18 protein-coding genes, 1 tRNA gene and 1 other RNA gene are annotated in these 24,505 nt (G+C 41.9%); 13 read left to right on the top strand and 7 right to left on the bottom strand.

What is annotated here, in order from left to right:
• Positions 1-47: 47 nt before the first annotated feature.
• The 7 genes from U5K35_RS04575 (at position 48) to U5K35_RS04545 (ending at position 10,615) form a co-directional block, all read left to right on the top strand.
• Positions 48-698 carry a TetR/AcrR family transcriptional regulator gene (locus U5K35_RS04575; protein WP_322570286.1) on the top strand — a complete coding sequence of 217 codons (651 nt, stop codon included), beginning with the start codon at positions 48-50 and terminating at the stop codon, positions 696-698.
• Positions 699-788: 90 nt separating this feature from the next.
• Complete coding sequence (locus tag U5K35_RS04570; protein ID WP_322570285.1) at positions 789-2,381, top strand: TolC family protein; 1,593 nt, start codon at positions 789-791, stop codon at positions 2,379-2,381.
• Positions 2,382-2,397: 16 nt separating this feature from the next.
• Positions 2,398-3,516, top strand: a complete 1,119-nt coding sequence (locus U5K35_RS04565) for an efflux RND transporter periplasmic adaptor subunit (RefSeq protein WP_322570284.1) — start codon at positions 2,398-2,400, stop codon at positions 3,514-3,516.
• Between the two features lie 42 nt (positions 3,517-3,558).
• Complete coding sequence (locus U5K35_RS04560; RefSeq protein WP_322570283.1) at positions 3,559-7,341, top strand: efflux RND transporter permease subunit; 3,783 nt, start codon at positions 3,559-3,561, stop codon at positions 7,339-7,341.
• Between the two features lie 55 nt (positions 7,342-7,396).
• Positions 7,397-7,837 carry a DUF4293 family protein gene (locus U5K35_RS04555; protein ID WP_322570282.1) on the top strand — a complete coding sequence of 147 codons (441 nt, stop codon included), beginning with the start codon at positions 7,397-7,399 and terminating at the stop codon, positions 7,835-7,837.
• Between the two features lie 5 nt (positions 7,838-7,842).
• Complete coding sequence (locus U5K35_RS04550; protein WP_322570281.1) at positions 7,843-8,775, top strand: DMT family transporter; 933 nt, start codon at positions 7,843-7,845, stop codon at positions 8,773-8,775.
• A 295-nt stretch (positions 8,776-9,070) separates the two neighbouring features.
• Positions 9,071-10,615 carry a transglycosylase SLT domain-containing protein gene (locus U5K35_RS04545; RefSeq protein WP_322570280.1) on the top strand — a complete coding sequence of 515 codons (1,545 nt, stop codon included), beginning with the start codon at positions 9,071-9,073 and terminating at the stop codon, positions 10,613-10,615.
• Here the strand turns inward: U5K35_RS04545 and U5K35_RS04540 are convergent.
• The 3 genes from U5K35_RS04540 to U5K35_RS04530 are packed head-to-tail and all read right to left on the bottom strand — an operon-like array spanning position 10,608 to position 13,123.
• Complete coding sequence (locus U5K35_RS04540) at positions 10,608-12,332, bottom strand: SpoIIE family protein phosphatase (RefSeq protein ID WP_322570279.1); 1,725 nt, start codon at positions 12,330-12,332, stop codon at positions 10,608-10,610. The genes U5K35_RS04545 and U5K35_RS04540 overlap by 8 nt on opposite strands.
• An 8-nt stretch (positions 12,333-12,340) precedes the next feature.
• Entirely contained in the window at positions 12,341-12,763 is a 423-nt protein-coding gene (locus U5K35_RS04535; protein ID WP_322570278.1) for an ATP-binding protein, read from the bottom strand.
• Between the two features lie 6 nt (positions 12,764-12,769).
• Positions 12,770-13,123: an STAS domain-containing protein gene (locus tag U5K35_RS04530; protein ID WP_322570277.1), complete on the bottom strand. Its 354-nt coding sequence runs from the start codon at positions 13,121-13,123 to the stop codon at positions 12,770-12,772.
• A gap of 395 nt (positions 13,124-13,518) precedes the next feature.
• Between U5K35_RS04530 and U5K35_RS04525 the strand changes: the two genes are divergently transcribed.
• On the top strand, positions 13,519-14,061 hold the full coding sequence (locus U5K35_RS04525) for an outer membrane protein (protein ID WP_322570276.1): 543 nt from the start codon (positions 13,519-13,521) through the stop codon (positions 14,059-14,061).
• A 69-nt stretch (positions 14,062-14,130) separates the two neighbouring features.
• Here the strand turns inward: U5K35_RS04525 and U5K35_RS04520 are convergent, their stop codons facing one another.
• Positions 14,131-14,616: an SPOR domain-containing protein gene (locus U5K35_RS04520; protein WP_322570275.1), complete on the bottom strand. Its 486-nt coding sequence runs from the start codon at positions 14,614-14,616 to the stop codon at positions 14,131-14,133.
• 210 nt (positions 14,617-14,826) lie between these two features.
• On the opposite strand from U5K35_RS04520, the gene U5K35_RS04515 reads away from it, so the two are divergent.
• Together U5K35_RS04515 and U5K35_RS04510 are read left to right on the top strand one after the other, a co-directional pair.
• A complete protein-coding gene (locus tag U5K35_RS04515) occupies positions 14,827-15,867 on the top strand; it encodes an ABC transporter ATP-binding protein (protein WP_322570274.1) in 1,041 nt (346 codons plus the stop codon).
• A gap of 152 nt (positions 15,868-16,019) precedes the next feature.
• Positions 16,020-18,383: a DUF5686 and carboxypeptidase-like regulatory domain-containing protein gene (locus U5K35_RS04510; protein WP_322570273.1), complete on the top strand. Its 2,364-nt coding sequence runs from the start codon at positions 16,020-16,022 to the stop codon at positions 18,381-18,383.
• A gap of 102 nt (positions 18,384-18,485) precedes the next feature.
• Here the strand turns inward: U5K35_RS04510 and U5K35_RS04505 are convergent, their stop codons facing one another.
• Positions 18,486-19,433: an OmpA family protein gene (locus tag U5K35_RS04505; RefSeq protein WP_322570272.1), complete on the bottom strand. Its 948-nt coding sequence runs from the start codon at positions 19,431-19,433 to the stop codon at positions 18,486-18,488.
• A gap of 135 nt (positions 19,434-19,568) precedes the next feature.
• On the opposite strand from U5K35_RS04505, the gene U5K35_RS04500 reads away from it, so the two are divergent.
• From U5K35_RS04500 to ffs, 3 genes are all read left to right on the top strand, one after another.
• Positions 19,569-19,642 (top strand) — tRNA-Ala (locus U5K35_RS04500).
• A 566-nt stretch (positions 19,643-20,208) separates the two neighbouring features.
• Positions 20,209-22,341 (top strand): adenylate/guanylate cyclase domain-containing protein, encoded by a 2,133-nt coding sequence (locus tag U5K35_RS04495; RefSeq protein WP_322570271.1) that lies wholly within the window; start codon positions 20,209-20,211, stop codon positions 22,339-22,341.
• A 56-nt stretch (positions 22,342-22,397) separates the two neighbouring features.
• Positions 22,398-22,497, top strand: an RNA gene (ffs, locus tag U5K35_RS04490) — signal recognition particle sRNA small type.
• Positions 22,498-22,501: 4 nt separating this feature from the next.
• Here the strand turns inward: ffs and U5K35_RS04485 are convergent.
• Together U5K35_RS04485 and U5K35_RS04480 are read right to left on the bottom strand one after the other, a co-directional pair.
• The gene (locus tag U5K35_RS04485; RefSeq protein WP_322570270.1) at positions 22,502-23,455 is read right to left on the bottom strand and encodes a YpdA family putative bacillithiol disulfide reductase; all 954 of its coding nucleotides are present in this window, start codon (positions 23,453-23,455) and stop codon (positions 22,502-22,504) included.
• 45 nt (positions 23,456-23,500) lie between these two features.
• The gene (locus U5K35_RS04480; RefSeq protein WP_322570269.1) at positions 23,501-24,484 is read right to left on the bottom strand and encodes a YheT family hydrolase; all 984 of its coding nucleotides are present in this window, start codon (positions 24,482-24,484) and stop codon (positions 23,501-23,503) included.
• Positions 24,485-24,505 lie beyond the last annotated feature (21 nt).

Genomic DNA, 24,505 nt, shown 5'->3' with positions numbered 1-24,505 from the left:
TGATAGTTTTATGACTTCGGTTCAAAATATGACTGACAGTCAAATACATGAAAGAATTATCCAGAAAAGAACGTGAAAAACTTAGAAGACGCGAAGCTATTATCGATGCTGCTGAGCAGATAATAGGTGAGCAGGGTTTCAACAGTGCAACTATGGAAGAGATTGCTGAAAAAGCTGAGCTGGGCAAAGGAACTCTCTACCTGCATTTTAAAAGTAAAGTATCCATCTATCTTGCCATTTGTGAACGTGGTTCCAATCTGTTAAACCAAGAGATGGGCAAAGTTCTGACCAAAGACCTGAATGGTTTACAAATGGTTGAGAATATTGGCCAGGTATATTTGAATTTCATTCAGAAGAACCCCCTGTATTTCAGTGCCTTTAACTACTACGAAAGCATTTTGGATATGGAAGAGTATTCGAACAGCCCGATTGTGGAGAAGTGTGAAGAGAATGCGTCTGAAGCTATGACGTTTATTGTGAGATCACTTCAGGTTGGAATGCAGGACGGATCAATTAAAGATACAATTGATCCTAAAGAATTAGGCCTGATTATATGGGCTGCATCGAAAGGGGTAATGCATATGGCCTTTATGAAGCACAAGGTTAAATACCACAAATTCATGGATGAAATTGAATTCAGTTTTGAATCACTGATACAGAATTTCATTCATCTGATTGGAAGTGGAATCGAAAAATGACTAACAGTCAGAAAACTTGTAACAAGTTTCTGAAACCATCGTAGGAATGACATTAAACAATTTGCGAAAATAGAATCGCCCAAATCAAATATGAAAGTGACAAAAAAGATACTACTGGGGACATTCATTCTTTGGATTTTCTCGGGGCAGATAAATCAATTGAAAGCGCAGGATATAGCTGATCTTACATCCGGGGAAACGGTGACAATAACACTGGATGAAGCAATTCAGATTGCGCTGGTTAATAATCACCTGCTTCGAAAGGGATTGCTCGATTTAGACCGGGCCGAAGCACAAATCCGCGAAGCATGGGGATCTGTTTATCCTCAGGTAAATGCTTCGGGGAGCTACACAAGAAATTTGCGTACCCCCAACCCTTTCGCGGGTTCAGATGCCGGGGGACTTTTTGAATCGTTTGGAGCTATCGATTGGCTCGCATTTAACGAACAAGCCAGAACAGATGAAGATTCCGGTACCAATCCAATTTCGTTTGATGAGTACCTGGATCGCCAAAGGCAGGGATATGAGGATGCGGGGATTACTCCTCCGGGAATGGACGGAGGAAATCCGTTTGCGGTAGAAAACCAGTTTCAGTTTGGGCTGTCAGTTTCTCAGGCTGTCTATAACGGGGCGGCATTTTCTGCGATAAAAGCCGCACAGCAATTCAGGGAGTTTAGCCAGGATCAGGTTCAGGCCGATCGTCAGCAGGTTGTTCAGGAGGTGAAAAATTCATTCCATTCAGCACTGTTAGCCAAAGAGCAGGTTGATGTACTCAGGTCCAGTGTAGAAAGGCTTAGGGTCACCGTTGAAGAAACCCGCCGATCGGTAGAAGCCGGAGTTCTCTCGAAGTACGATCGGGTTAGTGCTGAAGTTGAACTGGTAAACCTGGAAACCAACTTAATCGAAGCTGAAAATCAGGCAGAGCTGGCAGCCAAAAATCTGGCTCTTCAGCTTGGAATACCGACACAAAAGGATATCAATCTCAGAGGTTCGCTCGAGTTCGACGAGTCTATGCAGCCGGATCTTGCCGATAAAGAGATTGCTTATGAAATTGCTTTACAGCAGCGACCAGACGTCAGACAAACGGCGAACTTGCTTGAGCTAAGGTCAATTGAAGGAGAAGTAACACGATCTCGATATTTCCCAACCGTAAATGCATTTGCGAATCTTGCCTACATCGGTTCCGTACCGTCAAACCGCACGGCGATATCACCGGTTGAGGGACAGGAATTTGCCTTTACAGCATCCGACAGGAGCTTTTTTGATGACTCCTATTGGAATGAGGCTGTTTCCGTTGGATTGAGGATGAACTGGAATATATTTAACGGGTTCCAGACTCGAATGCAGGTTCAGCAAAATAAAATTGATATCAAGCAGGCCGAAATCGACAGGGAATTTCAGAAAAATGCAGTCTATCTGGAAATTGATCAGACCTTTAAAAATCTGGAAACATCGCTAAAGAGAATCAGAAGTCAGGAAAGAAACCTGGAGCAGGCGGAACTCAATTATGAGTTTGCCCTGAAAAGGCTGCAGGAAGGAGCCGGAACGGCACTGCAGGAGCGGCAAGCCTCATCCCTGTTGGATCAAAGTAAACTTAACTATCTCTCGGCTGTGTACGATTATTTGATTGCACTCAGTCAGTATGAAAAATCAATTGGCAAACCGGTATTAGACGCACAATAAAATGTTGAAAAAAGAAATGATGAAAAAAGTACTTAAACAAACAGGAATACTGCTTTTGGCAATCGCCTTTGTATCGTGTGATCAAGGGGAAGAAAATGTGGATGAAAACGGGGTCAATGGTGCCCGGTTAATGCCGGTCGAAACCGTGATCATTAAAACGGACAGTTTTGAGGATTTTGTCCGGACTACAGGTACTGTAGAAGCCATTGATGATGCCATGATCTCTTCTGAAACCTCAGGACGAATTCTCTCCATTAAAGAGAGAGGGGAAAGAGTAGAAAAAGGCGAAGTTATTGCACAAATCGATGATCGGTTGATTCAAGCTCAGTATCAGGCAGCTAAAACAGGCTATGAACTCGCTTTAGATACTTTCAATCGTTTTGAAACTCTGCATGCCGATTCAATTATCAGTACGCAGGATTACAACAGTGCCAAAGCACAGCGTGATCAGGCTCGTGCACAGCTCAATCAAGTGGAAAAGCAGCTGCAGGATTCTAAAATAGAAGCTCCTTTCCCCGGTAGAATTGAAGAACGGTTTATCCGCGAAGGCGAGCTTATAAATCCCGGAATGCCTGTTGTCAGATTGGTGAACACCGATCAGATTAAGGTACTGGCCGGTGTTCCCGAGCGATACTCCGGAGAAATTACAGAGGGTTCCGCGGTTCAGATAAACTTCAGAACCGTAAATGATGATAGCATGGAGAGCCGGATTACCTATGCAAGTAACGTGCTGGACCCGGAAACCCGGACATATGCCATAGAAATTGAAATGCAAAATTCCGGTCAGCTCATTAAACCTGAAATGGTGGTGGATTTGATGTTGAAACAGCGAACGCTTCAGGATGTAATTATTGTGCCCAGAACATCGGTTTTGAGGGATGAAGATGGTCAGTCAGTTTATATAGCTGAAGAAGAAAATGGCCAAAAATTCGCACGATTGGTAAGTGTGGAGACGGGATCAGCATCGGGGCCACTGATACAGATAACAAACGGTTTGTCAGCCGGAGATGAGATGGTTGTAACCGGAGTTCGGAACCTAAGCGAGGGGGATGCTCTGAACATACTGACAACAGAAACCAGTGTTGAGAGAGCCGAACGGCTGAAAACTGCCGACAGGCCTGTTGTAACGTTTTAAAACCGATTTTGTTAAAAATTTTTGATCTGACACGCTGTAAATATGAAACTAACAGAGCTTACACTTAAAAACAGAACAGTCATTGTTGTTCTTACGGGGATACTGATATTGGCAGGAGCATTTAGCTACAGTTCTATTCCCAAGGAATCAAATCCGTCCATTGAGATTCCGATATTTATTGTCAACACCATCTATCCGGGTATTTCGCCATCAGATATGGAATCCCTTATTACTCAGCCGATTGAAAGAGAGCTGCAGGGGATAAACGGAGTGAAGGAAATTCGCTCAAATACCCTTGAGAGTTTTAGCAGTATTGTTGTTGAATTTGAATTGGATGTGCCATTAAACGAAGCCAGCCAGCGAGTGAGAGAACGGGTTGATTTAGCTCGAACAGATCTCCCGCCCGACGCTGAGGAGCCTTTTATTGTAGAAATTGATCTGGATGATTTCCCGATCATGACGGTAAACCTTGCAGCAGACTACCCGCTTTCCAGGTTAACGGAAGTTGCAGACAGGCTGGCAGATGAAGTAGAAACAGGTTCGGGTGTTCGCGAAGTAGAAACGGTCGGAGAAATTGAGCGTGAAGTTCAGGTTAACGTCGATCTTGGGGCACTCAATGGATACGGGCTAAGTTTTGGTCAGCTGGTCAGCGCAATCCAGAGTCAAAATTTAACGATTCCGGGTGGCACCATGGATGTAGACATGATGAGCTATCTGCTAAGGGTAAGCGGTGAATTTGAAGATCCTGCCGAGATAGAAAACCTGGTCATCGCTCGTCCGATGGGAGAGGAATCTCAAAGTGCCGGTCTGGTTTACATGAGGGATGTTGCGGAAGTTATTTTTGGTTTTAAAGACAGGGAGAGTTTTGCACGCCTGAGAGCCTATAAAGTTGATGAAAACGGCAGGCAAGTTGAGCTGGATGATTCAGAAATTCAGGATAAACAGGTTATCAGTCTAAACATTAAGAAAAGGCCCGGTGCCAATATATTGGATACGGTAGAAGAGGTGACTCAGATTGTAGAGAGCTACCCTGTTCCATCCGGTACGAATGTTGTTATTACAGGAGATCAGAGTGAAGATGTGCGCGAACTTATCTCCGATCTTGAGAATAGCATCATCAGCGGTATGCTGTTTGTTGTATTGATTTTGGTTTTCTTTCTCGGAGTAAGAAACGCGCTTTTGGTTGGAACGGCTGTACCATTATCAATTCTGGTTGGATTTATCGTTCTCTATTCTCTGGGCTATTCGGCTAACTTTATCATTCTGTTCAGTTTAATTATTGCGCTTGGTCTGCTGGTTGATAATTCCATTGTGGTGGTGGAGAATATCTACCGCTATCGTGAGCTGGGATATGAACGTTTTGAGGCTGCGAAGCGAGCGACTGACGAAGTTGGATACGCACTAATTGCCGCTACTTCTACCCTGCTTGCAGCATTTATTCCCATGACATTCTGGCCGGGAATTATTGGTCAGTTTATGGGATATCTGCCGCTTACACTCATTATTGTTCTGCTCTGTTCGTTGTTTGTGGCACTGGTTCTTTATCCGGTACTCACCGCATATCTCGTGCGGCTTGATGATGAAGAGAAAAAACCGGTGTCAGTTTATGTGAAGGGTGCAGTGATTGGACTGCTCGTATTTTTTGGGGTAGCAATTGGAATGGCAAACTTTACAACGCTGGTCGTTACCCTGCTAACTGTAGCTTTCTTTTTCCTATCCTTCAGATATGTGATCAAACCCCTGTCTGCGACATTTACGGAAAAAACGTTGCCAAGGGTATTGAAATACTACAAAGTGATGCTCCGTACTTTTTTAAAGAGAGATTATTCCGGTAAGTACGCACTGCTTCGGAACACGCTCGCTTTAGGGAGTTTAACCGTGGGACTTATTTTTGGAACACTGGGTGCTTTAGTAGGACTCTTTTCTCCTGCATCAACCATTTTATACGTTATTGCTGGAGTATTTGGGGTGATTGGTGTGATTTTGGTTGTGATACACTCATTGGAAGCAATTTTCATTGGCGGTAAAATTTCAATTATTTCCGGCGTACTGCTTGGGCTTCTCAATGCAACCATTTTATTGCTCGTTTCTATAAGCGGTTCGGTTAGTTTTATGGTCTGGCTGGTTTTAATGGCGGTACCTCTGTTGCTGGTAATTGTCGGAGCCTTAGGAATGTTAAGAAAATCAACGAAACCTATTATTCTTTCAGATAACCGGTCCCTTCTTTTGAATTCAGTGATGGGCGCATTGCTTGCGATCTTCGGACTGTTTGGATTGGCTCCCACGGGAGTTGAATTCTTCCCTGAAACAGATCCGGCCCGAATCATTGTGGAGCTGGAGGGCCCGATTGGAATGAATGTTCAGGCAAGTAATGAAATTGCCAAAGAAGTTCAGGATAGAATTTACAATCTGATTGACGAAGATCCGCTTGTAGAAGCGAATATCGAAAACATTCAGACAAACGTAGGTGTATCCGGAGATCCGTTTTTCGGTGGCGGAGGACAGAGCCCGGAACTTTCCCGGCTAACGCTAAACCTTGTAGATTTTGGTGATCGCCCGGAACCATCTGCGAAAACGTTGACAAAACTGCGTGATGTGGTTAAAGATATTCCCGATATCAACGTGAAAATTGAGGGAGAAGAGCAGGGACCTCCAACCGGTGCTCCTGTAAATATTGAAGTATCGGGTGAAAACTTTGATGAGATTGTGCGAATTACCGAAGACATTACGGAAATACTTGTCGATGCGTCAGCTTCACAAACCATTCCTGGACTTGTGGATGTTAGAAACAACGTAAGCGGTGGCACACCTGAATACCGGATTTTGGTAGATTACGAAAAAGCCAGCCGGTTTGGCCTAAGCATGTCGGATATTGCTCAAACCATTCGAATAGCGAATAACGGTTTGGAAACCAGTAAGTGGAGAGACGGTGAAGATGAATACGACATAATGGTGAGATTAAGGGAGGAAGATCGGCAGTCTCTGGAAGATCTTCGCAACCTAAATGTTGTAACACAAACCGGGGCATCAATTCCGCTTGTTTCGGTAGCAACCTTTGAGGAGGGAACAGGACTGGGATCTATAACACGGCTAAATCTGCAAAGAACGGCTACTGTTGAAGGCCAGGCAGCTCCCGGTTTTAGCGGTCCGGAAGTTTTGGCCAAAGCACAGGAACAATTGAGTGAGTACAGGGAGAACTTACCGGCAGGCTATTCTATGGAGTACACCGGTGAAAGTGAAGATCAGGAGGAGGCTTTTGGATTTTTAACAACCGCACTCCTTGTGGGTTTTGCCCTGATATTTCTGGTGATGCTGGCGAAATTCAATAGTGTTGTCTCACCCTTCATTATCATGGTCGCCGTTGGGTTGAGCTTAATTGGCGTTTTGCTCGGCTTAATTCTGACTCGGACTCCGTTCGGTTTGATGACGTTTATCGGAATCATTTCACTGGCAGGAATTGTGTGCGTCAACAACATTGTACTGTTGGACTATGTGAAACAGCTTACTGAACAAGGTTTACAGAAGAAGAATGCCATTATTGAAGCCGGTTTGATTCGTTTCCGACCTGTAATACTAACAGCGCTGACAACAATTCTTGGTCTTGTGCCGCTCACTTTTGGCATTAACATAGATTTCGTTAACCTGTTCGTAAACTTCGATCCTAATTTTCAGTTTGGCTCAGAAAGCACAGCCTTTTGGGGTCCAATGGGTATTGCCATTATAAGCGGATTAACTTTTGCAACTTTCCTTACTCTTATAGTTGTACCGGTTCTCTACTCCGCTTTTGATTCGCTTTCTCAGCGTATTTCGGCATTAAAAGCTTGATAAATTCAGGCAGGTTTTATTTTAAAAAATGAGATCTGTCTGATTATTCTTATTTTTGATTGAAAACCCAAAAAATATAAAGCTAATCGTGATTCAAAGACCGCAAACCCTCTTTTTAGTTCTGACTGTTATTTTAAACCTCGCTGTTTTTTTTACCCCGATTTATAGTCATGCCGTAAATGATCCTGTTGCTTGGTTTGGTATGGGAATGGCCCTTTCGCTTACCTTACCCATGCTAATCGCAGCGGTATCAATTCTCCTCTATAAAAACAGGTCTAATCAGCTTAAGTGGGTAAAAATTGCTACATACATGCAGATAGTTGCATTGGGTTTTGCTTTAGGAGTACTCTTTTCTTTAGGCGGTTTTGGTAAATTTTTATGGAAAGAAGTTGTCAGTTCTGGCATAATTATACTTTCACTTGCTTCATTATGGCAAGCCGGGCGTTTAATTAAAAAAGATGAAGAGCTTGTTAAGTCGATGGATCGCATAAGGTAATTCATTTGAGTAACTCACCGCAGAACGAGGTACCTCTAACAAAAGTAGTCACACTGCTTGTTGTTGGGTTGCTTACATTTGGATTTGCTCCCATCATGGTAAGATTTGCCACAGATGTTGAACCTCTTGCTCTTGCCGCAATGAGAACCGGGTTTTCAGCTTTGATGCTTTTGCCTTTCTGGTTTCCGAAGCGTATGACGCTGTCAGAAATTAAATCGGCAGGGATAAGCAATCTGCTTTTGATCGCGGCAGGAGTTAGCCTGGGCCTGCACTTTACTCTTTGGATTGCATCACTTCACTATACTTCCGTTGCTTCTGCTTCTGTGCTGGTAACCATTCATCCGGTTATGCTTATTGTTGCCGAAAGCTTACTGTTTAAAACAAAATTCAGACCTGTGGTTTGGATTGGTGTTACAATAGCCTTTGCCGGGTCGGTGCTATTGGGCTTAGCAGATGATACTCAGATGGACCAGTTTCCGGATGCGATATTTGGAAACACTCTTGCTTTCTTATCGGCCGTGGTATTTGTGGCTTACTTTATGTTGGGTCGAAAAATCAGACAGCATACAGAATGGATTGACTATGTTTTTTATGTCTACTCATACGCCACTGTTACATGCCTGGTGCTTACATTTTTATGGGTGGGTGGAATACCTTCTATTACAGCAACCTCTGTTTTAGTTGGGATAGGTCTTGCGGCCGGGCCTACCGTATTGGGCCACGGATCTATGAATTATGCTGTTAAATATATATCACCAACTCTTCTGTCAACTCTTGTTTTATCTGAAGCTGTTGTTGCTGCGATTGCCGCCTTTTTTATTTTTGGTGAGATACCTTCAGGCTTTTCATTGGTGGCGATGCTAGTAATTGTTTTTGGGGTAACATTAACCTGGATTAAAAGGATGAATCGATCACAGAAGAAAAAAACGATAAAGTGATATTAATTAATAATATACACGCTGTTTCTGCCTTAGATAATCTTAACGTAAGGCCGTTTCTTTGTTCCTCTGAAATAAATGAGGTAATTTTCTGCTGAAAAATGATATAGCAATCAATAAACGATTCCTAAACATCGTAGAATATTAGCGGTCAGGGGTTTATGAAGTAAGAAATTTGCTTGCCAAAACGTATTTAAATGTAATTTCGTTATGTAAGCATGCTTCCGTGGCAGTTTTCTTAAATAAGTAGAGATAAAAGAATTGCCACTCTCAAACAGGAACGAACCTGTAATTAATGAAACTATTTTTATACAAAATCTTTAAAAGACAAAAACAGTGGTCATATCTGACACTGTTTATATTTACTTTCATGCTATTCTCAGCATGCAGCACTGACGACGCGGATAAATCAGCAGCTGATTCAAAATCAGAGCAATCACTGCCTGTTTCTGTCCTGGAGCCCGTTCAGAGAGATCTGGCTGAAATTAAAAGATCCGGCGTGCTTAGAATGATTACGTACTACAGCTCCAACACCTATTTTCTCAATCAGGGAATAGAAGTTGGTTTTGAGTATGAACTGGTAAAAGAGTTTGCCCGGGAAAATGATTTAGCTCTGGAGGTTGTAATAGTCGGAGCAGATGAAAACCCATTTGATCTGTTAAACAGCGGTGAAGGTGATTTGATAGCCGCAAATTACACGATTACACCGGAACGCCGTGAAATCGTTAATTTTACCCGTCCATATAATCTAGTTGATCAGTTATTGGTTTTTTCTTCTGAGGCGCCAGCCCAGCCCCAAACATTGGAAGAATTGGCTGAAACAGATATTCCTATTTCTGTCAGAAGAAACAGTTCATACTATTCAAGATTACAGGAATTAATTGACAGCGGATATGATATCAATATAAACACGATGCCGGATGCTGTTGATACAGAAGCAGCACTCATGCAGGTAGCCGAAGGTGAATTAATGGCTACTGTAGCAGATGATAATATGTTTGACGCAGCCAACCGGTATATGGATGGACTTTTTCCGGGGCCGACTATTTCTGAAAAAGATACGATTGCGTGGGCAATCCGGGAGAATGCTCCCGATTTAGAATCTTCAATGAATCGGTTTTTATACAAACATTTTCGATTTACCGAAGATCGGGAAAAACCAAGGCGTTCAACATTTCTGAACGTGCTGAGGCAACGCTATTTTGAGGAAAGCCGACAAATTGCGGAGTTTTATAACCCGGAATGGCAATATCAGACGATTGGCATAATCTCTCCATATGATGATATTGTCAAATCAGTAGCAGATTCAATGGAGCTTGACTGGTTAATGCTTACCGCTATGATTGCTCAGGAATCCAGTTTTAACCCTAATAGTAAAAGCTGGGCGGGAGCTGTCGGGTTAATGCAGGTTATCCCACGGTTTGTGGAAACGGAATATGAACAACTTTACGATCCTGTTACAAATGTTCAGGAAGGTGCCAAAATCATTAAAGAACATCTCTCCCATTACTCCTACATGGATAGTACGAACCAATGGCAAATGGCTTTGGCTACATACAACGTGGGACAGGGTCATATGGCTGATGCAAGACGACTTGTGATTGATCAGAATAAAAATCCAAATGAGTGGGAAAATGTGTCGAATGCTCTCTTGATGCTGATGCAGAGGCGCTATTATCAAAATGCTCGATATGGGTTTGCCCGGGGAATTGAGCCGGTGCAGTATGTAAAAGAGATTATGAACCGGTACAGAACGTACGAGGCTATAATTGCTTTGGCCGAAAACCAGCGTCAGGGAAGCATATCCAATGCGATGATAGGAAGAAGCCGTTCTAATTGACTTTAAATATCAATAAAGTCAGATCATCACCGAGCTTATCATTTGCAAAAGCTTGGACATCAGATAAGATTTTTTCCATCAGCTCATTTGAATTGAGGTCCCTGTTTTGAAGGATAAGCTGATATAAACGCTCTTCACCAAATTCTTCCTGCTTTTTGTTCATGGCTTCATTGACCCCGTCTGTATAGCATACCACCAGGTCACCACTTTTTAATAGAATCTCCTCTTGCTCATATGGGCTGAAGGTTTCCATGGCGCCTAAAAGCAAGCCACCCGTAGATAATTCTTCAAGCTTTGAAGAACCATTGCGAAGCAGAAGCGGCGGATTATGCCCGGCATTGACATATCGGAAAATGTTTTTTTCGCGGAAATACTTCCCCCAGAAAAAGGTAATGAACTTATCAATGGGTGTATTTTTGTGAATCAAATCGTTGATTCGTTCAGTAGCTTCACTTAGTTCTATGTCTACAGGCAACAGTACGTGCAACATCGACTGCAGATTCGCCATAAGCAACGCGGCAGGCACTCCCTTTCCGGTTACATCTCCAATGGCAAAGATTGAATTTCCATCGGGAGTGGGAGCAATGTCAAAATAGTCGCCGCCAACCTCTCTGGACGACAGCGTGCTGGCTGCCAAATCAAGCCCTTTAACCTCAGGGACTGGATCGGGCAATAATCCGCGCTGAATGGATTTTGCAATCGCCAGTTCCTCTTCCATTCTCTCCTTATCAATTCTTTCTTCAAGGAAATAGGTTTTTTGGATGGATACTACGGCAAGGTTCGAAAGAGATTTCAGAAAGTTAAAGTCTGTCTCTGAGTAGGCTTCTTTATTAAGACGATCACCCACACCGACTACGGCAACTTTTTCACCCTGAATTGAGATCCCGATTATATTGGTAATCTGATTGGTTTCCAGGGTAGCCACTTTTTCACAGCAGTGGTCGTCCACGGATCGCACTTCTGTAGGGCATAAATTGAAAAGGGTGTCAATCTCTTTTTGAGTGAAGGGTTTATTCAGCCCGCTGGATGCTAAAATGGACACCTTGCCCGGGGTTTTATAAATCAGGAAAAAAGTCCGGATAAAAAGCTGGCCAAGCAGAGCGAATTTAAAAATATTGGAAATTTTCTCCCGGTCAGTAAGCAGGTTGAATTCTTTGGAGAGATCAAACAGCGTATTAAGTTCGTGAATTCGGCGATCAAGCTTTTTGTTGGTGTTTTTTAGCTGATCGAAGAGCAGTGAATTTGATAGTGCTACGGATGAAATAATGCATAAACTTTCGGCAAACTCTAACTCCCTGGATGAAAATGATTTCCCGGTGGCTTTCCTTCCCAGAAACAGAAATCCGATATGTTGGTTACTGGTTCGAAGAGGGAAAAAGACCGAATTTTCCATGTTCTCTGCTAAGGCAGGCAGTTTATCGGGAAATGAGTCATAGTCTATATGAGAGCAAGATTTTTCGGATGTAGAGAGGTTAATTTCGATTAAATCACCTTCGGAGATGCTTTTTAACCCTTTAGCTTTTTCTACTCTGTAAATTTGCTTTGCCTGATCAAAGAAAAGTATGGCAGCTTTACCTGAAAGCAGTTTACCCATTATGATTAGCAACAGATTGTTGAGCACAAAATCACTGCTTCGAGATTCGATAAGCATTCTGCTCGTCTCGAGTACAGTTTTCATCTCAAAACGATTTTGGAGCTCTTTTTCTGATACAGCCATAATCTCTCTCAATTTCTATTTTTACAGAGCCGGATTTCATTTTTATCAGCATTGGCGTGGTATGATACACTATCCATAAGCTGATGAATAAGATAAACGCCCATTCCTCCCCTCTTTCGCTCCTCTATTTTTTTCTGAATATTTGGGAGATTGTAATTTTTAGGACTGAAGCTATTTCCGCTATCAAACAGACTGATGCAGAGCTTGTCGGAGTCAAAAGAGAGGTTTATCTCAACGTACTTGTCTTTATTGTTTTGGTAAGCATGCTTGATAATATTTGTATACGCTTCGTCTACAGCTAACTGGAGATCCGATATTTGCTCTGTTGTAAAACCTTGACGTTTTGCATGCAATGCAACAAATTCCCGCACCTCTGCAAGGTTTTCAGTAGAGGCATTTACTGTAATTTGGTATGTGGCCGTTTTATTCAACAGCTTCTAATTTTCTTTAGAAAATTGTTCAATGGCATCCCGTTCGTCTTCGAGAATATCATATAGTGTTGGAAAGCCTAGCAGATCAAAGACGTTATACACACGTTCGTTCATATTGGTAAGTTTGATGTCTCCTCCGGTTGAACGCACATCTTCTATATAGGCCATAAATACACCAAGGCCGGCGCTGGCTATGTAATCAAGTTCACTGCAGTTAACAATAATGCTCGACTTATTGCTGTCTATAAGCAGCTTCAGAGATTCTTCAAGCTGAGAAGCGGTATGTGCATCCAATTCTCCATGAAGATCCAGTACATCTAATCCCGAAGATTCCCGATGGTTAATTTTAAAATTCTTCATCACAATGGTGCTTTCATTTATTGGGTTCCTCAAAGATAGAAGTTAGAAGGGGTTGTACAAATATTGATTACGAAAAAATGACAGGCAGGTTGCAAAAAATAAGGCATCACACGTATCCGGTGTGATGCCCTGACTATTCATCAAGAGAGACGCTACTTGAGCGCTTAAGAATATTAGTAAAAATGATCGAAAAAGCACAACTATTATTGAAAAGCGCTATAAATAATCATGAAAAAGGCTTAAAAATCAATTATAACAGTTTGTTAGAGTGGGAATATGTACCTAAGTTTTGAGCAGGCTTTTCGGAAATGAAACATTTATATTGCGATTGCCTATACGATTGAGAGAATCATAGTTATCACTGAACTAATTCAAATATTTTAAATTGAACCATTATGAAAAAGCTACTATTTGCAGTACTAACAGTCGGGTTTCTATTTGCTTTCACAAACCAAGCGAGCGCACAGTGGTCGCTGGGTGCCAGCTACGAAACCCGAAATGAAGATCCGACAAACGGATTTGGATTGCGTGTTGAACGAAGTGTTTTATCTGCTGTTCCCGTAGTTGATTTTAACATGCGGGCACATTTCAGCTTTTTTAATGACGATGCCCTAATTACTCCGGATGAGCAGTCATATAGCGGCGATATTGAAGCCTATGATTACGGATTGGCTTTGACAGCGGGTGTTGGAATAGCATTTGTGAAGCCCTATGTAGGACTGGGAATTGGTGCGGAAAATTATAATTTCCAGGGAGACCAAGGTTTCAGTTTTGATGAGAGTAATCTTTTCTGGAATGGTTTCGGAGGTTTGGAACTCTCCATTCTGCCTATGATTAAACCATTTGTTGAGTACAGAATAAGCCAGATTTCAGGATCAGAGCAGATCAATTTCGATAATGTGAGCCGTGTAGCATTTGGCGTTTCTCTGAGGTTCTGATCTGACTATTATTATCTGAATATAGAAAAGGCTCCTAATGTAGGAGCCTTTTTTATTTCAAGGAAATATTTAGTTCAAAAGAGAAATCCAGGATTGAGCATCGTATTCGTTTGAAAGCTTATCCTGTAAATTTTCTGCCATTTCCTTTGTTTCGACACGTCCTATTCGAACGCGGTACCAAACATCACCTGTCTCTTCGTTTCCATATTTAACAACAAAAGCACTTTCGAAGCCCCGGTTTTTCCACATTTCCAATTCTTGATTGGCTTTCTCTTCGGATCTCCAGGACTGAACCTGAACGGCATAATCTCCGTCGCTGCTGTACTGAATCTGACTTTGACGTTCTGCTTCAGCAATGCTGTCTTGCTCTGCCCTGGCAATACTGTCTTGAATCATCTGCTGCATTTGCTCTTCATAGACCTGCTCTAAAGAGTCTTGTTCTGCTTGCTGCCGTTCAAGTTCCTGTTGGCGAAGCTCTTCTTCACTGGGACCGCAACCGGCAATTAGGGTAATTGCTAAAATTGAAACTCCCATAAAGGATAATAGTGTTTTCATAATGTTTTAAATGGATTTAAAAAAGCCTTGAAGATTTATCTGTAGCTTAAAGTTATCAAAAAACTAATTCATTCGTTGATCTTAAACAACATTATGGGAAATTTCTGACGGATAACTCTTTAAAGCTTCAGCAAAAATGCTTAATTTAAATAGACTGAATTTAAATAAGGCCAAAAATGGTTGTTTAGAGTCACTGATTGAGGTTTATGGATGTTATTAGAAGTCAAAAATATTAAAAAATCATTCGAAAAAGGGAATCCGGTTGTTAATAACATCTCTTTTTCAGTTAATGAGAATGAAATTTTTGCTCTGCTTGGGCCAAGTGGTTGCGGTAAAACTACAACTTTGCGCATAATTTCCGGATTTGAAAGTTCTGACAATGGAACTGTAAAATTGGAAGATAAAGTGATCTCATCAGATAGTATCCATACACCTCCGCAAAAAAGAGGGATAGGGTTTGTTTTTCAGGACTATGCATTGTTTCCGCACATGTCTGCACTGGATAATGTAGCCTTTGGACTCACAGACCTGCCCAAGTTCAAGCGTAAGGTTTTTGCAGAAGAAGTTCTGTGCAGAACCGGAATGGGAGATTACAAGCATCGAAGCCCTGCAGAGCTGTCCGGCGGTCAGCAACAAAGAGTTGCACTGGCTCGAGCTATTGCTCCTGAGCCCAAACTGGTTTTACTGGACGAGCCATTTTCAAATCTTGATGCAATGCTACGGGATACTACAAGAAAAGAGGTTCGCTCTATTATCAAAAAAGCCGGAATGAGCGCTATTTTAGTTACCCACGACCAGGAAGAGGCACTCTCTTTTGCCGATAGAATAGCAGTAATGAACGATGGTAAAATTGAGCAAATTGGCACTCCTGAAGAAGTTTATTATAAGCCAAAAACAAAATTTGTGGCTCAGTTTTTAGGGAGAACAAATCTATTTGAGGGAGACGTTAACAACATCGACCGTATCGAAACCAATCTTGGTTCACTACAGCTCAATTGTAAAGCAAAGGGAAGAGTTACCTGTTCCATACGTCCTGAACATTTGACGATAGAGCGTCCAAACGGTGAAACAAACACCTGCAACCGCGGCGTAGTTGTAGGTCGTGAGTTTAAAGGTCATGATATAACATACCATGTGGAATGCGGCGGAGAGCGATATATCGTTCATACCGATAACAGAGTTTTATTTGAAACGAACGATGAAGTACTGGTGAAACCTTTGGAGCCGGCAGTTGTTTTAACCAATCCGTAAAGAAACTTTCTGATCGGTTAGTGGCACTTTATCTATTTACTTAGCCGGTTTCCAATTCCTAAATCGGATTTGTTTTAAAAAGTTGAGTCTTACTGAAACGAAGCATCCAACTTCCACGTAATGCATTTTAAAGATTAATAAACCGGAAGTTGATGCTGAACTATTTATTTCGATTTGCATTACTATTCTTATTGATTCCAATCCAGACTAATGCGCAGTTTGAAATTACCGGCACTGTTTTGGACGACGAAACCGGTGAACCTCTTCCGGCTGCAACCATTGTTATTGAGAATTCTCTTAAGGGTACCATTACCAATCCGGAAGGGCATTTTTCAATATCGGTTGCCGAACTGCCTATCACTTTACTTATAAGTTATATTGGATACGAGCGATCTTCGATAACAATTGAAGATATTCAGCCGGCCGGCATCACGGTCCGATTAAAACCATCCGTTACAGAACTGGAAGAGTTAGTGGTTACCGATAGGGATCCGGGACTAACTATCATGGAGAAAGTGATTGAAAGAAAGAAATTGTGGCGGGCCGATTTGCAATCCTATCAAGCTGATGCTTACACCCGTCAGGTTCTACAGAACGATACGTCTATCGTATCAATTTCTGAAAGCAGCTCTGTACTTTATTGGAATCAAAACAAGGGTCACAGGGAAGTTCAGAAATCTGTACGTCAGACCTCAAACCTATCGGCAGATCAAAACTTTGCCGGTGTTCGATACTTACCAAATTTTTACGACGACAACATTGAAATAGCCGGGTACAACATTGTGGGGATCACGCACCCGGATGCATTATCTTTTTACCACTTTTCACTTCTTGAAATTCTTCAAATGGATGGTGTTCCGGTTTATAAAATTGAGGTAAAACCGCGCCGTGAACTACAACCTACTTTTGAAGGTGTAGCCTATGTACTTGGCAGGGACTACGCTCTTATTGATGTAGATTTGAAACCGAATGATGTTGTCAGTTTTCCGCCTCCGGTTCAGGATTTTAATCTGTCGTACAAACAGCAATTCAGCAATTACGGGAGTGATTTCTGGTTCCCAGTGGATATGAGAATAGAGGGTCGTATTCGAATAGGTATGGTTGGCCTGCAATTTCCATCTATTCAGTTTAGCCAGGTTTCAAGGATATCGGATTATCAAGTAAATATCTCACTGCCCGACTCTATTTTCCAGGATCAGACTTCTCTCACGCAAGCTGACACCGTCTCTGCTGCCGAAGCTCCGACGAATGAAATCCCACTAACTGAAGAAGAAAAACTGGCTTATGAGACCATCGACAGTACTAAAACAATTGAAGATGCATTCAGGCCGGAAGGCTTTTTGGCCAGAATGGTTGATGATAGTGATGAAAGTGAAGGCTCCGGGTTTTTATCAAGATTCGGTGAATGGATGCCGGCAGGAATAGGTATTCGTGGACGCTATAACCGAGTGGAAGGAGTTCATCTTGGATTGAACTATCAAAAAAGAGCTGCAGATATAGGTCTGAATACAAAGTTTTTCAGCGGATATAGTTTTAATACCAAAGATTGGGATTATGGAGCAGAGGTTGAAAAAAGAGTAGTTCAGTTTGAGGACAGGGAAATAACCGCGCTGCTATCATACCAAAACAGCACGGATACTCAGTATAGCTCCGTTGTCTATTCTACCGGGATGAACAGCTTTGTAACATTGCTTGGTGGGGATGATTATTTTAACTACTTCAGAAATGAAGAGGTCTCTGCGGGTTTAAAATTTACGAATATCATAAAGAGAGTAGATCTGGAGATTTCAGGAAATCACGAAGTTCATCGTTCATTCAGTGCGGGTGATGAAATAGATTTCAAACTATTTAGCTGGCAGAATATCCGAAGAGTAAATCCTGAGATTGAAGAGGGAACGAACCGATCTCTTTCTGTAAACATTGGCTACAACTTGCAAGATCGAAACTTTGGATTTGCCGGCTCAAGACAAATTAAAATGACTGCAGAAATGAGTCGGCCTGAATTTGGGAGTGATTTTGATTACTCGTCTATCCGGATGAGTGTAGACTGGAATTTTGAAACGTTCTACAGGAGAAGGTTTTTTGCGAACACTCTTGATATTCATCTCTCAGGCGGAATTGTAGAAAGTTCAGCTCCGATTCAAAAATTGGGTGTAGTAGATGGATCATTGTCCAGATTTACTCCATTTTCAGTTTTAAAAACGAGAGCATTTCTTCCATATGTTGGAAATAAGTACGGAGTGATCTCAGTTGAGCACAATTTCAGAACGATTCCATTTGAGTTGCTTGATCTGAATTATTTTGTGGATAATGGATGGGGTATTATTCTTTTTGGCGGTGCTGGCTCTGCGGAATTAAACGATAACTCTTCCTTTCTAATGATGGATACGGATGGAATTCATACCGAAGCCGGAATCAGTTTGAATGGTATATTTGGAATATTGCGACTTGATTTTGCCAAGCGACTGGACTCACCGGGTCATTTTATAGGTTTTAGTGTGCCGCGTTACTTTTAAATATTCCGGCAAATAGGGGGAGATATTTTGAATTTTGAGGGAAATAAAAAAAGCGGACTGATTTAATCAGCCCGCTTTTAGTTTGTAGAAACTTATGATTAGTTAGTTTCTTGGAGAAAATGGATATGGATTCAAAGGATAAGACTCTGCTCGTCGGTTCTTCTCACAACCGGGAGTATTTGTATCCATTTCAGCTTCAGCACATCGAACCGGAGCTTTTCCTAAGCCTCTGGATTCGATACGATCTTCTGCAATACCATTGTTTTTGTAGAAATCTACAACAGAATTCGCTCTTCTCAAGCTGAGTCTTAAGTTATACTGATCTCCACCAACATGGTCAGTGTAAGCATCAACACGAACTCTGAATGCCTCAACGTCCATCAACATCTCAACGTTTTCAGCCAATAGTCTGGCGTCGCCGTCACGGATGTCGGATCGGTCAAAGTTAAAGTTGATTGTATTCAGTTCTTCGATGAAAGGAGGATCATTTGAATCGACTGGGTCTGTTCCCATTTCGATCTCTTGCCCATCAGTAAATCCATCACCGTCTGAATCAGGTGCGAGTGGGTCTGTTCCATATTCGTTGACTTCGTCACCGTCAGAGAGTCCGTCACCGTCACTGTCCGGATCAAGCGGATCAGTTCCATACTCGTCAACTTCATCTCCGTCGGAGAGACCATCGCCGTCAGTATCCTGGCTTAGAGGATCAGTTCCGTAAGCGTTAACTTCATCTCCGTCAGAGAGTCCGTCTTCATCGCTATCCATGTTCAGTGGATCTGTTCCGTAAGTATTTACTTCATCGTTGTCGGTAAGACCGTCATCGTCAGTATCGGCGTTGAGCGGACTTGTTCCGTAAACGTAAATTTCATCGTAATCGGATAGGCCATCTCCATCACTGTCGCGTTCCATAAGCTCTTCGTCAGAAAGGCTCATTAGATATTCGAGTGTTAGTGGATCAGGATCTCCTTCAGGTTCTCCTGTACCGCAGGCTTGAAATACGAGCACTGAGGCAAGTAACCCAATAATTAAGTAAGTAGGTGATTTAAACATTGTTATTCTCCTGTACAGTTAGTGTGAGGTTGTAAGTTAGATATTATTCATTTAACAAAAAATACATAACCATCAATCGCAAACAAAAATGTTTTTTGACAAATGCTTGAGAAAGATGATATATTCTGCCTCGACGGGGCTATAGCTCAGCTGGCTAGAGCGTCGCGCTGGCAGCGCGAAGGTCCGGGGTTCGAATCCCCGTAGCTCCACATTTTTTGACAATTATTTATGTGTATTTGATTGCAGAGAAAACAAACGTTTAGTTTGTTAAACCTTGGATCATCGTATGTTATCCCCATAAATGTTTCTCTGTTTTGCATGCGTAGCGATTATTAGAAAGTACACTTCTTTTTCTGAAAAAAAGCATACTTAATCGTCTATTGTAAAGCTGTATTGTATACTTCTTTCTTCCATTCTTGTTCCTGCAGACCCATCGTTTTCTCAAAATTAAGAATCCGGAAAAGAAATTCTCAAAAAAACAGTTAGTCTAAAAAGTTCAAACTGTTATCAGTGAATCATCAAAGAATTGAAGTGTCGCTCTAATCTTTTAGGATTGATAAAACATCACCAATGTTATATAGTTTTATTTTCTTATTCATAAAGTAACATTTGCCGGAAAAGTCGAAATGGCGGGGAAGAAGTCAGTATATTACAATGGATCGCTGCATTCTATGGGATACTGTTCAGGTGATTATAGGTATGGATCTGATTTTGCAGCATTGCCAAATGGTCGTATAATGCAGCTAAATTACATCCACAGACTTTAAAACTACCAATGAGCAAAACTCTTTCATCAGTTCTGACCCTTATTTTGGCTGCTCTGCTGGTGCTTTTGATCTTCTTTTTGCCCCCTATCAAAACAGCAGACCTAAATTCGAGAGACCTATTGTTCGAATTGAGAGGACCGATTGATCTGTCAGAAAGTGATATTGTAATTGTTGAGATAAGCTCAAGGGCTGACGATGAAATTCCGTATAAATACCCCTGGCCAACCTATGTTTATGCGAATCTGATTGAAAATTTAAATCGGGCAGGTGCCAAAGTGATCGCTTTTGATATCCTTTTTGACCAGCCTGATCTTTACGACCTGAACAACGATACACTATTTGCCAAAGCAGTTGAAGAGGCCGGGAATGTTATTTTTTCAGGCCGGGTGAGACAAGAACCTGAACGGCGTTTTTTAGGCGGCGTGGTTGCAGACCAGCGAACGCCTTCATTTCCAAGACAAATGTTTCTGGATGCAACCCCGTGGGGAATTGGGTTTGTAGATATGAGGCCCGATCTGGATGGGTTTATTAGAAGCTATCCGTTCCAATACAACTATTTGAATGAAACCTACTATTCATTTTCGATTCAGATTCTTCCATTGATTTTTGGGAAGGACGTTAACCTGGAAAACAGGGAGGAAGTGTATGTGGCCGGAAATCAATTGATACCCAAAACGGAAAAGAACCGAATGCTTATTAACTATCACGGAGGGTATCGCTCTTTTGAATATGTGGGATTTGAGTCGGTTATCGATGATGCGGATTTTGTAACCAGAACCGAAATGGAGGCTTTTGATATTAATGAGTTCGACGATCCGGATTACGGTATCTTGTATAAAGATATTCTAAAGGATAAAATTGTTCTGGTCGGAACCACAATGCCCGAGCTGCAAGATTTCCACTCAGTGCCATATCCCGACCGAAGCGGTGAATATTCAATGGCAGGGGTTGAGATTCATGCGCATGCCCTTCAAACTATATTGAGCGGAGACTTCCTGGAGGAAGTTGGAAGGCTGAATAGCTTACTTCTTACGATGATTTTACTGGTAGTGAGCTATTTTTTAACATCAAGGTTTGTAGGATGGTCGGGATTAATTATGGCGCTGACTATTGGCTTTATTTGGATTACTACAGCCGCACTGTTTTTTATTTACGGTAGTCTTTTTATACCGATTGTGCCAGTCCTGCTGGCAGTCGTAGTTGGATATACAGGATCGGTGACTCATAACGTGATTTACGAGGAAAGAGAGAAGAAAAAAATTAAGTCGATGTTCTCCTCCTATGTATCTCCTGAGCTGGTTGATAAAATGATTTCCGATGAAATTGAGTATACGTTGGGCGGAAGGGAAGATGAATTGACGGTTATGTTCTCAGATATCGAAAATTTCACAACCCTTTCAGAGTCACTCGCGCCGACTGAGTTGGTATCCATGATCAATAATTATCTGAATACTTTTACGGAAGTAATTAACGAAGAAAAAGGTACACTGGATAAATTTATCGGTGACGCGGTAATGGCTTTTTACGGAGCTCCGGTTCCTATCGAAAATCAGGCAGCGTGTGCATGCAGAACTGTTTTGAAAGTTGAAAAACGATGGGAAAAAACATCATACGGGGTTGACGGGATACAATTTAAAACAAGGTATGGGATTAATACGGGACTTATGCTGGTCGGTAATATGGGATCAGAAAGGCGATTTAATTATACCGTGATGGGAGACCATGTGAACCTGGCCGCAAGGTGTGAATCGGCTTGTAAGATTTTTGGGGTGTATGCTATTGTGTCTGAGAGTACAAAACAGCAGGCAGAATCGACCGGGGAGTTTGTATTCAGGCAGCTTGGAAAAGTACGTGTAAAAGGCCGGTACAAATCTGCATTATTGTATGAGCTTGTTGGGTTTTCCGGCCAACTTGACCAATCGTCTTTAAGCCTGATTAAGCAGTTTGAAACGGCCCTGCACTTTTACTTCAACAGAAAATTTAAAGAAGCGCTCGCCATTTTTGAAAAGTTGAGCTCAAAAGAATCTGAGAATTTTCGAGTAAGTGAATATCTCAACCCTTCTCTTTTCTATGCTGAACTATGTCGTGACTTAATCGATAATCCTCCTGAAAACGACTGGAATGGTGTTATTGAGCGGTAAATTTCTTACAATTTGTCATTTATATTTAGTGTTAAAGACCTTATCTTTATGACTCGGGGCAAGTCTCATACAGCCAGCTCCCTATGAACTCCGTCAGGGTCGGAAGGCAGCAGCGGTAGTAGGTCGTAGCGGCGTGATATGAGTAGCTTGCCCTCTTTTTTTATATGCTCTTCTTGATATGATCGGCAATATGTTCAGCATGAATTCTGCTGTTCTCTATAAACAGACTGCTGGTATCCATTCCCCCGCAAACCACACCGGCAACGTACATTCCTTTCCGATTGGTTTCTAAAGTTTTTTCGTCATAAACCGGCATCTTTTTTTCATCTGTAGTCAGTTCAATGCCCATACTTTTCATGAGGTCAAAGTGTGGCCGGTAGCCGGTCATCGCGAGAACGAAATCATTTGGGATGGTCTTTTTCCCGTCAGGTGTACGAATATCGACCTCATTTTCCCGTATTTCTAAAACTTCAGAGTTAAAGTAACCGGTGATAGATCCCTCCTCTATTCGATTATCAATATCCGGTTTCACCCAGTATTTGATGGAAGGTTTCAGCGTGTCGTGTTTCACCAAAATGGAAACATTGGCGTTACAGCGATAGGTTTCCAAAGCGGCGTCAGCAGCCGAGTTCCCGCCTCCAATCACTAAAACATTCTGCCAGGCATATCTGTGAGGATCATCGTAGTAATGAAGTACTTTCGGCAATTCCTCACCGGGAACATTCATCATATTTGGTTTGCCGTAAAATCCTGTTGCCAGCACAACTTTTTGGGCTGAATAGGTATCTTTTGTAGTGACCACTTCAAAATTCCCGTCTTCGCCACTCACATTTTTCACCTCTTCAAAAAGATTTACATTTAGATCGTAATGTTCGGCTGTGCGTCTGTAGTACTCAAGAGCTTCTTTTCGTGTGGGCTTTGATCCATGAGAAATAAAGGGAATATTTCCGATTTCCAGCTTATCCGAAGTTGAAAAGAAGGTCATATTGGTGGGATAGTTGTAGATAGAGTTCACCAAACAACCCCGTTCAATAATTAATGATTTAATTCCATTTTGTTTTAACGCAATTGCTGTGGCCAGTCCGATTGGGCCTGAACCGATTATAATAACCATAGGTAAGTGATAGTTTGAAAAATGTATTTGTTTGCAGCTTATAAATTAAGCTTGTTTATCATGAGGCGACAGAGCAAAATAATCACCAATGACATTATTGATCCATCCGGACGGAATACTCCAAAATCCAACATGTCCACCTTCTTTCGGGTAGCTTGATGATAAAACTGAATTTTTTTGAATATCGTTGACCGGTGTCCATTCAAACGGACAAAGAGGATCGTCCTGGCTATGTATGAGTAAAGTTTTTGTTTTGATTTTATCCATAAAGAATGCGCTTGAACAGCTTCCGTAGTAGTGATCGGCACTCTCAAAGCCATGAATAGGGGCGGTTACCTGATCGTCAAATTCATACAATGTATTTCCTGTAAAATCGGGAAGGTCGGAAAACATCTCTTTCTTTATTTTCAGCTTCTTTTCAAGGGTAACAAGAAAGCTTTTTGAGTAGAGTTTGTTGAAACCTTTTTCGAGATTCAATGATCCTTTTTTGAGCTCAAAAGGTGTGGAGATTGCGGCAACTTTATCAAGCATATGGTGCTTGCCGTGTTTGTTCAGATAGTTTAACAGAGTGCTGGCCCCCAGTGAAAAACCGGCCGCCGTATAGTATTCCGCATTTGGAAGGTTTTGTTCAACCCATTCAAAAACAGTGTGGAGGTCTTCAGTTTCTCCGGAGTGATAGAATCGTTTCTTCCGGTTCATAATGCCACCGCAGCTTCTGAAGTTAACGGCAACTACGCTGAAGTTTCTTTCAAGCAGGTGTTCAGCCAGTTGCTTGATGTAATATCTTCTTGCGTGGCCTTCCAGGCCGTGAAACAGTATCGCAACAGGAGATGTCTCACTTAATTCGGTTACATCCAGGTCCAGGAAATCTCCATCCGGTGTGTCAATTCGAACTTCTTCTGCCCGAATATGAGGAGCCTGAAAAAAAAGTGAGCAGAGAATAGTGTGAACATGTCCGTTCACACACCACGGCGCAGATTGAAACCCGTTTGCATGAATTTGCTGATCAGATTGTAAGAAGTCTGTCATTGTGTTGAATTCCAATTTTTA

The sequence above is a fragment of the Rhodohalobacter sp. genome (genome assembly GCF_034521535.1).
Lineage (GTDB): Bacteria > Bacteroidota > Rhodothermia > Balneolales > Balneolaceae > Rhodohalobacter.
This window is presented reverse-complemented; position numbering and strand designations above follow the sequence as displayed.

Excerpts from the sequence above, each read along its gene's own strand:
- U5K35_RS04575 (WP_322570286.1), top strand. The coding sequence starts at position 48 with ATGAAAGAATTATCCAGAAAAGAACGTGAAAAACTTAGAAGACGCGAA.
- U5K35_RS04570 (WP_322570285.1), top strand. The coding sequence starts at position 789 with ATGAAAGTGACAAAAAAGATACTACTGGGGACATTCATTCTTTGGATT.
- U5K35_RS04565 (WP_322570284.1), top strand. The coding sequence starts at position 2,398 with ATGATGAAAAAAGTACTTAAACAAACAGGAATACTGCTTTTGGCAATC.
- U5K35_RS04560 (WP_322570283.1), top strand. The coding sequence starts at position 3,559 with ATGAAACTAACAGAGCTTACACTTAAAAACAGAACAGTCATTGTTGTT.
- U5K35_RS04545 (WP_322570280.1), top strand. The coding sequence starts at position 9,071 with ATGAAACTATTTTTATACAAAATCTTTAAAAGACAAAAACAGTGGTCA.
- U5K35_RS04540 (WP_322570279.1), bottom strand. The coding sequence starts at position 12,332 with ATGGCTGTATCAGAAAAAGAGCTCCAAAATCGTTTTGAGATGAAAACT.
- U5K35_RS04530 (WP_322570277.1), bottom strand. The coding sequence starts at position 13,123 with ATGAAGAATTTTAAAATTAACCATCGGGAATCTTCGGGATTAGATGTA.
- U5K35_RS04525 (WP_322570276.1), top strand. The coding sequence starts at position 13,519 with ATGAAAAAGCTACTATTTGCAGTACTAACAGTCGGGTTTCTATTTGCT.
- U5K35_RS04520 (WP_322570275.1), bottom strand. The coding sequence starts at position 14,616 with ATGAAAACACTATTATCCTTTATGGGAGTTTCAATTTTAGCAATTACC.
- U5K35_RS04515 (WP_322570274.1), top strand. The coding sequence starts at position 14,827 with ATGTTATTAGAAGTCAAAAATATTAAAAAATCATTCGAAAAAGGGAAT.
- U5K35_RS04510 (WP_322570273.1), top strand. The coding sequence starts at position 16,020 with ATGCTGAACTATTTATTTCGATTTGCATTACTATTCTTATTGATTCCA.
- U5K35_RS04505 (WP_322570272.1), bottom strand. The coding sequence starts at position 19,433 with ATGTTTAAATCACCTACTTACTTAATTATTGGGTTACTTGCCTCAGTG.
- U5K35_RS04495 (WP_322570271.1), top strand. The coding sequence starts at position 20,209 with ATGAGCAAAACTCTTTCATCAGTTCTGACCCTTATTTTGGCTGCTCTG.
- U5K35_RS04485 (WP_322570270.1), bottom strand. The coding sequence starts at position 23,455 with ATGGTTATTATAATCGGTTCAGGCCCAATCGGACTGGCCACAGCAATT.
- U5K35_RS04480 (WP_322570269.1), bottom strand. The coding sequence starts at position 24,484 with ATGACAGACTTCTTACAATCTGATCAGCAAATTCATGCAAACGGGTTT.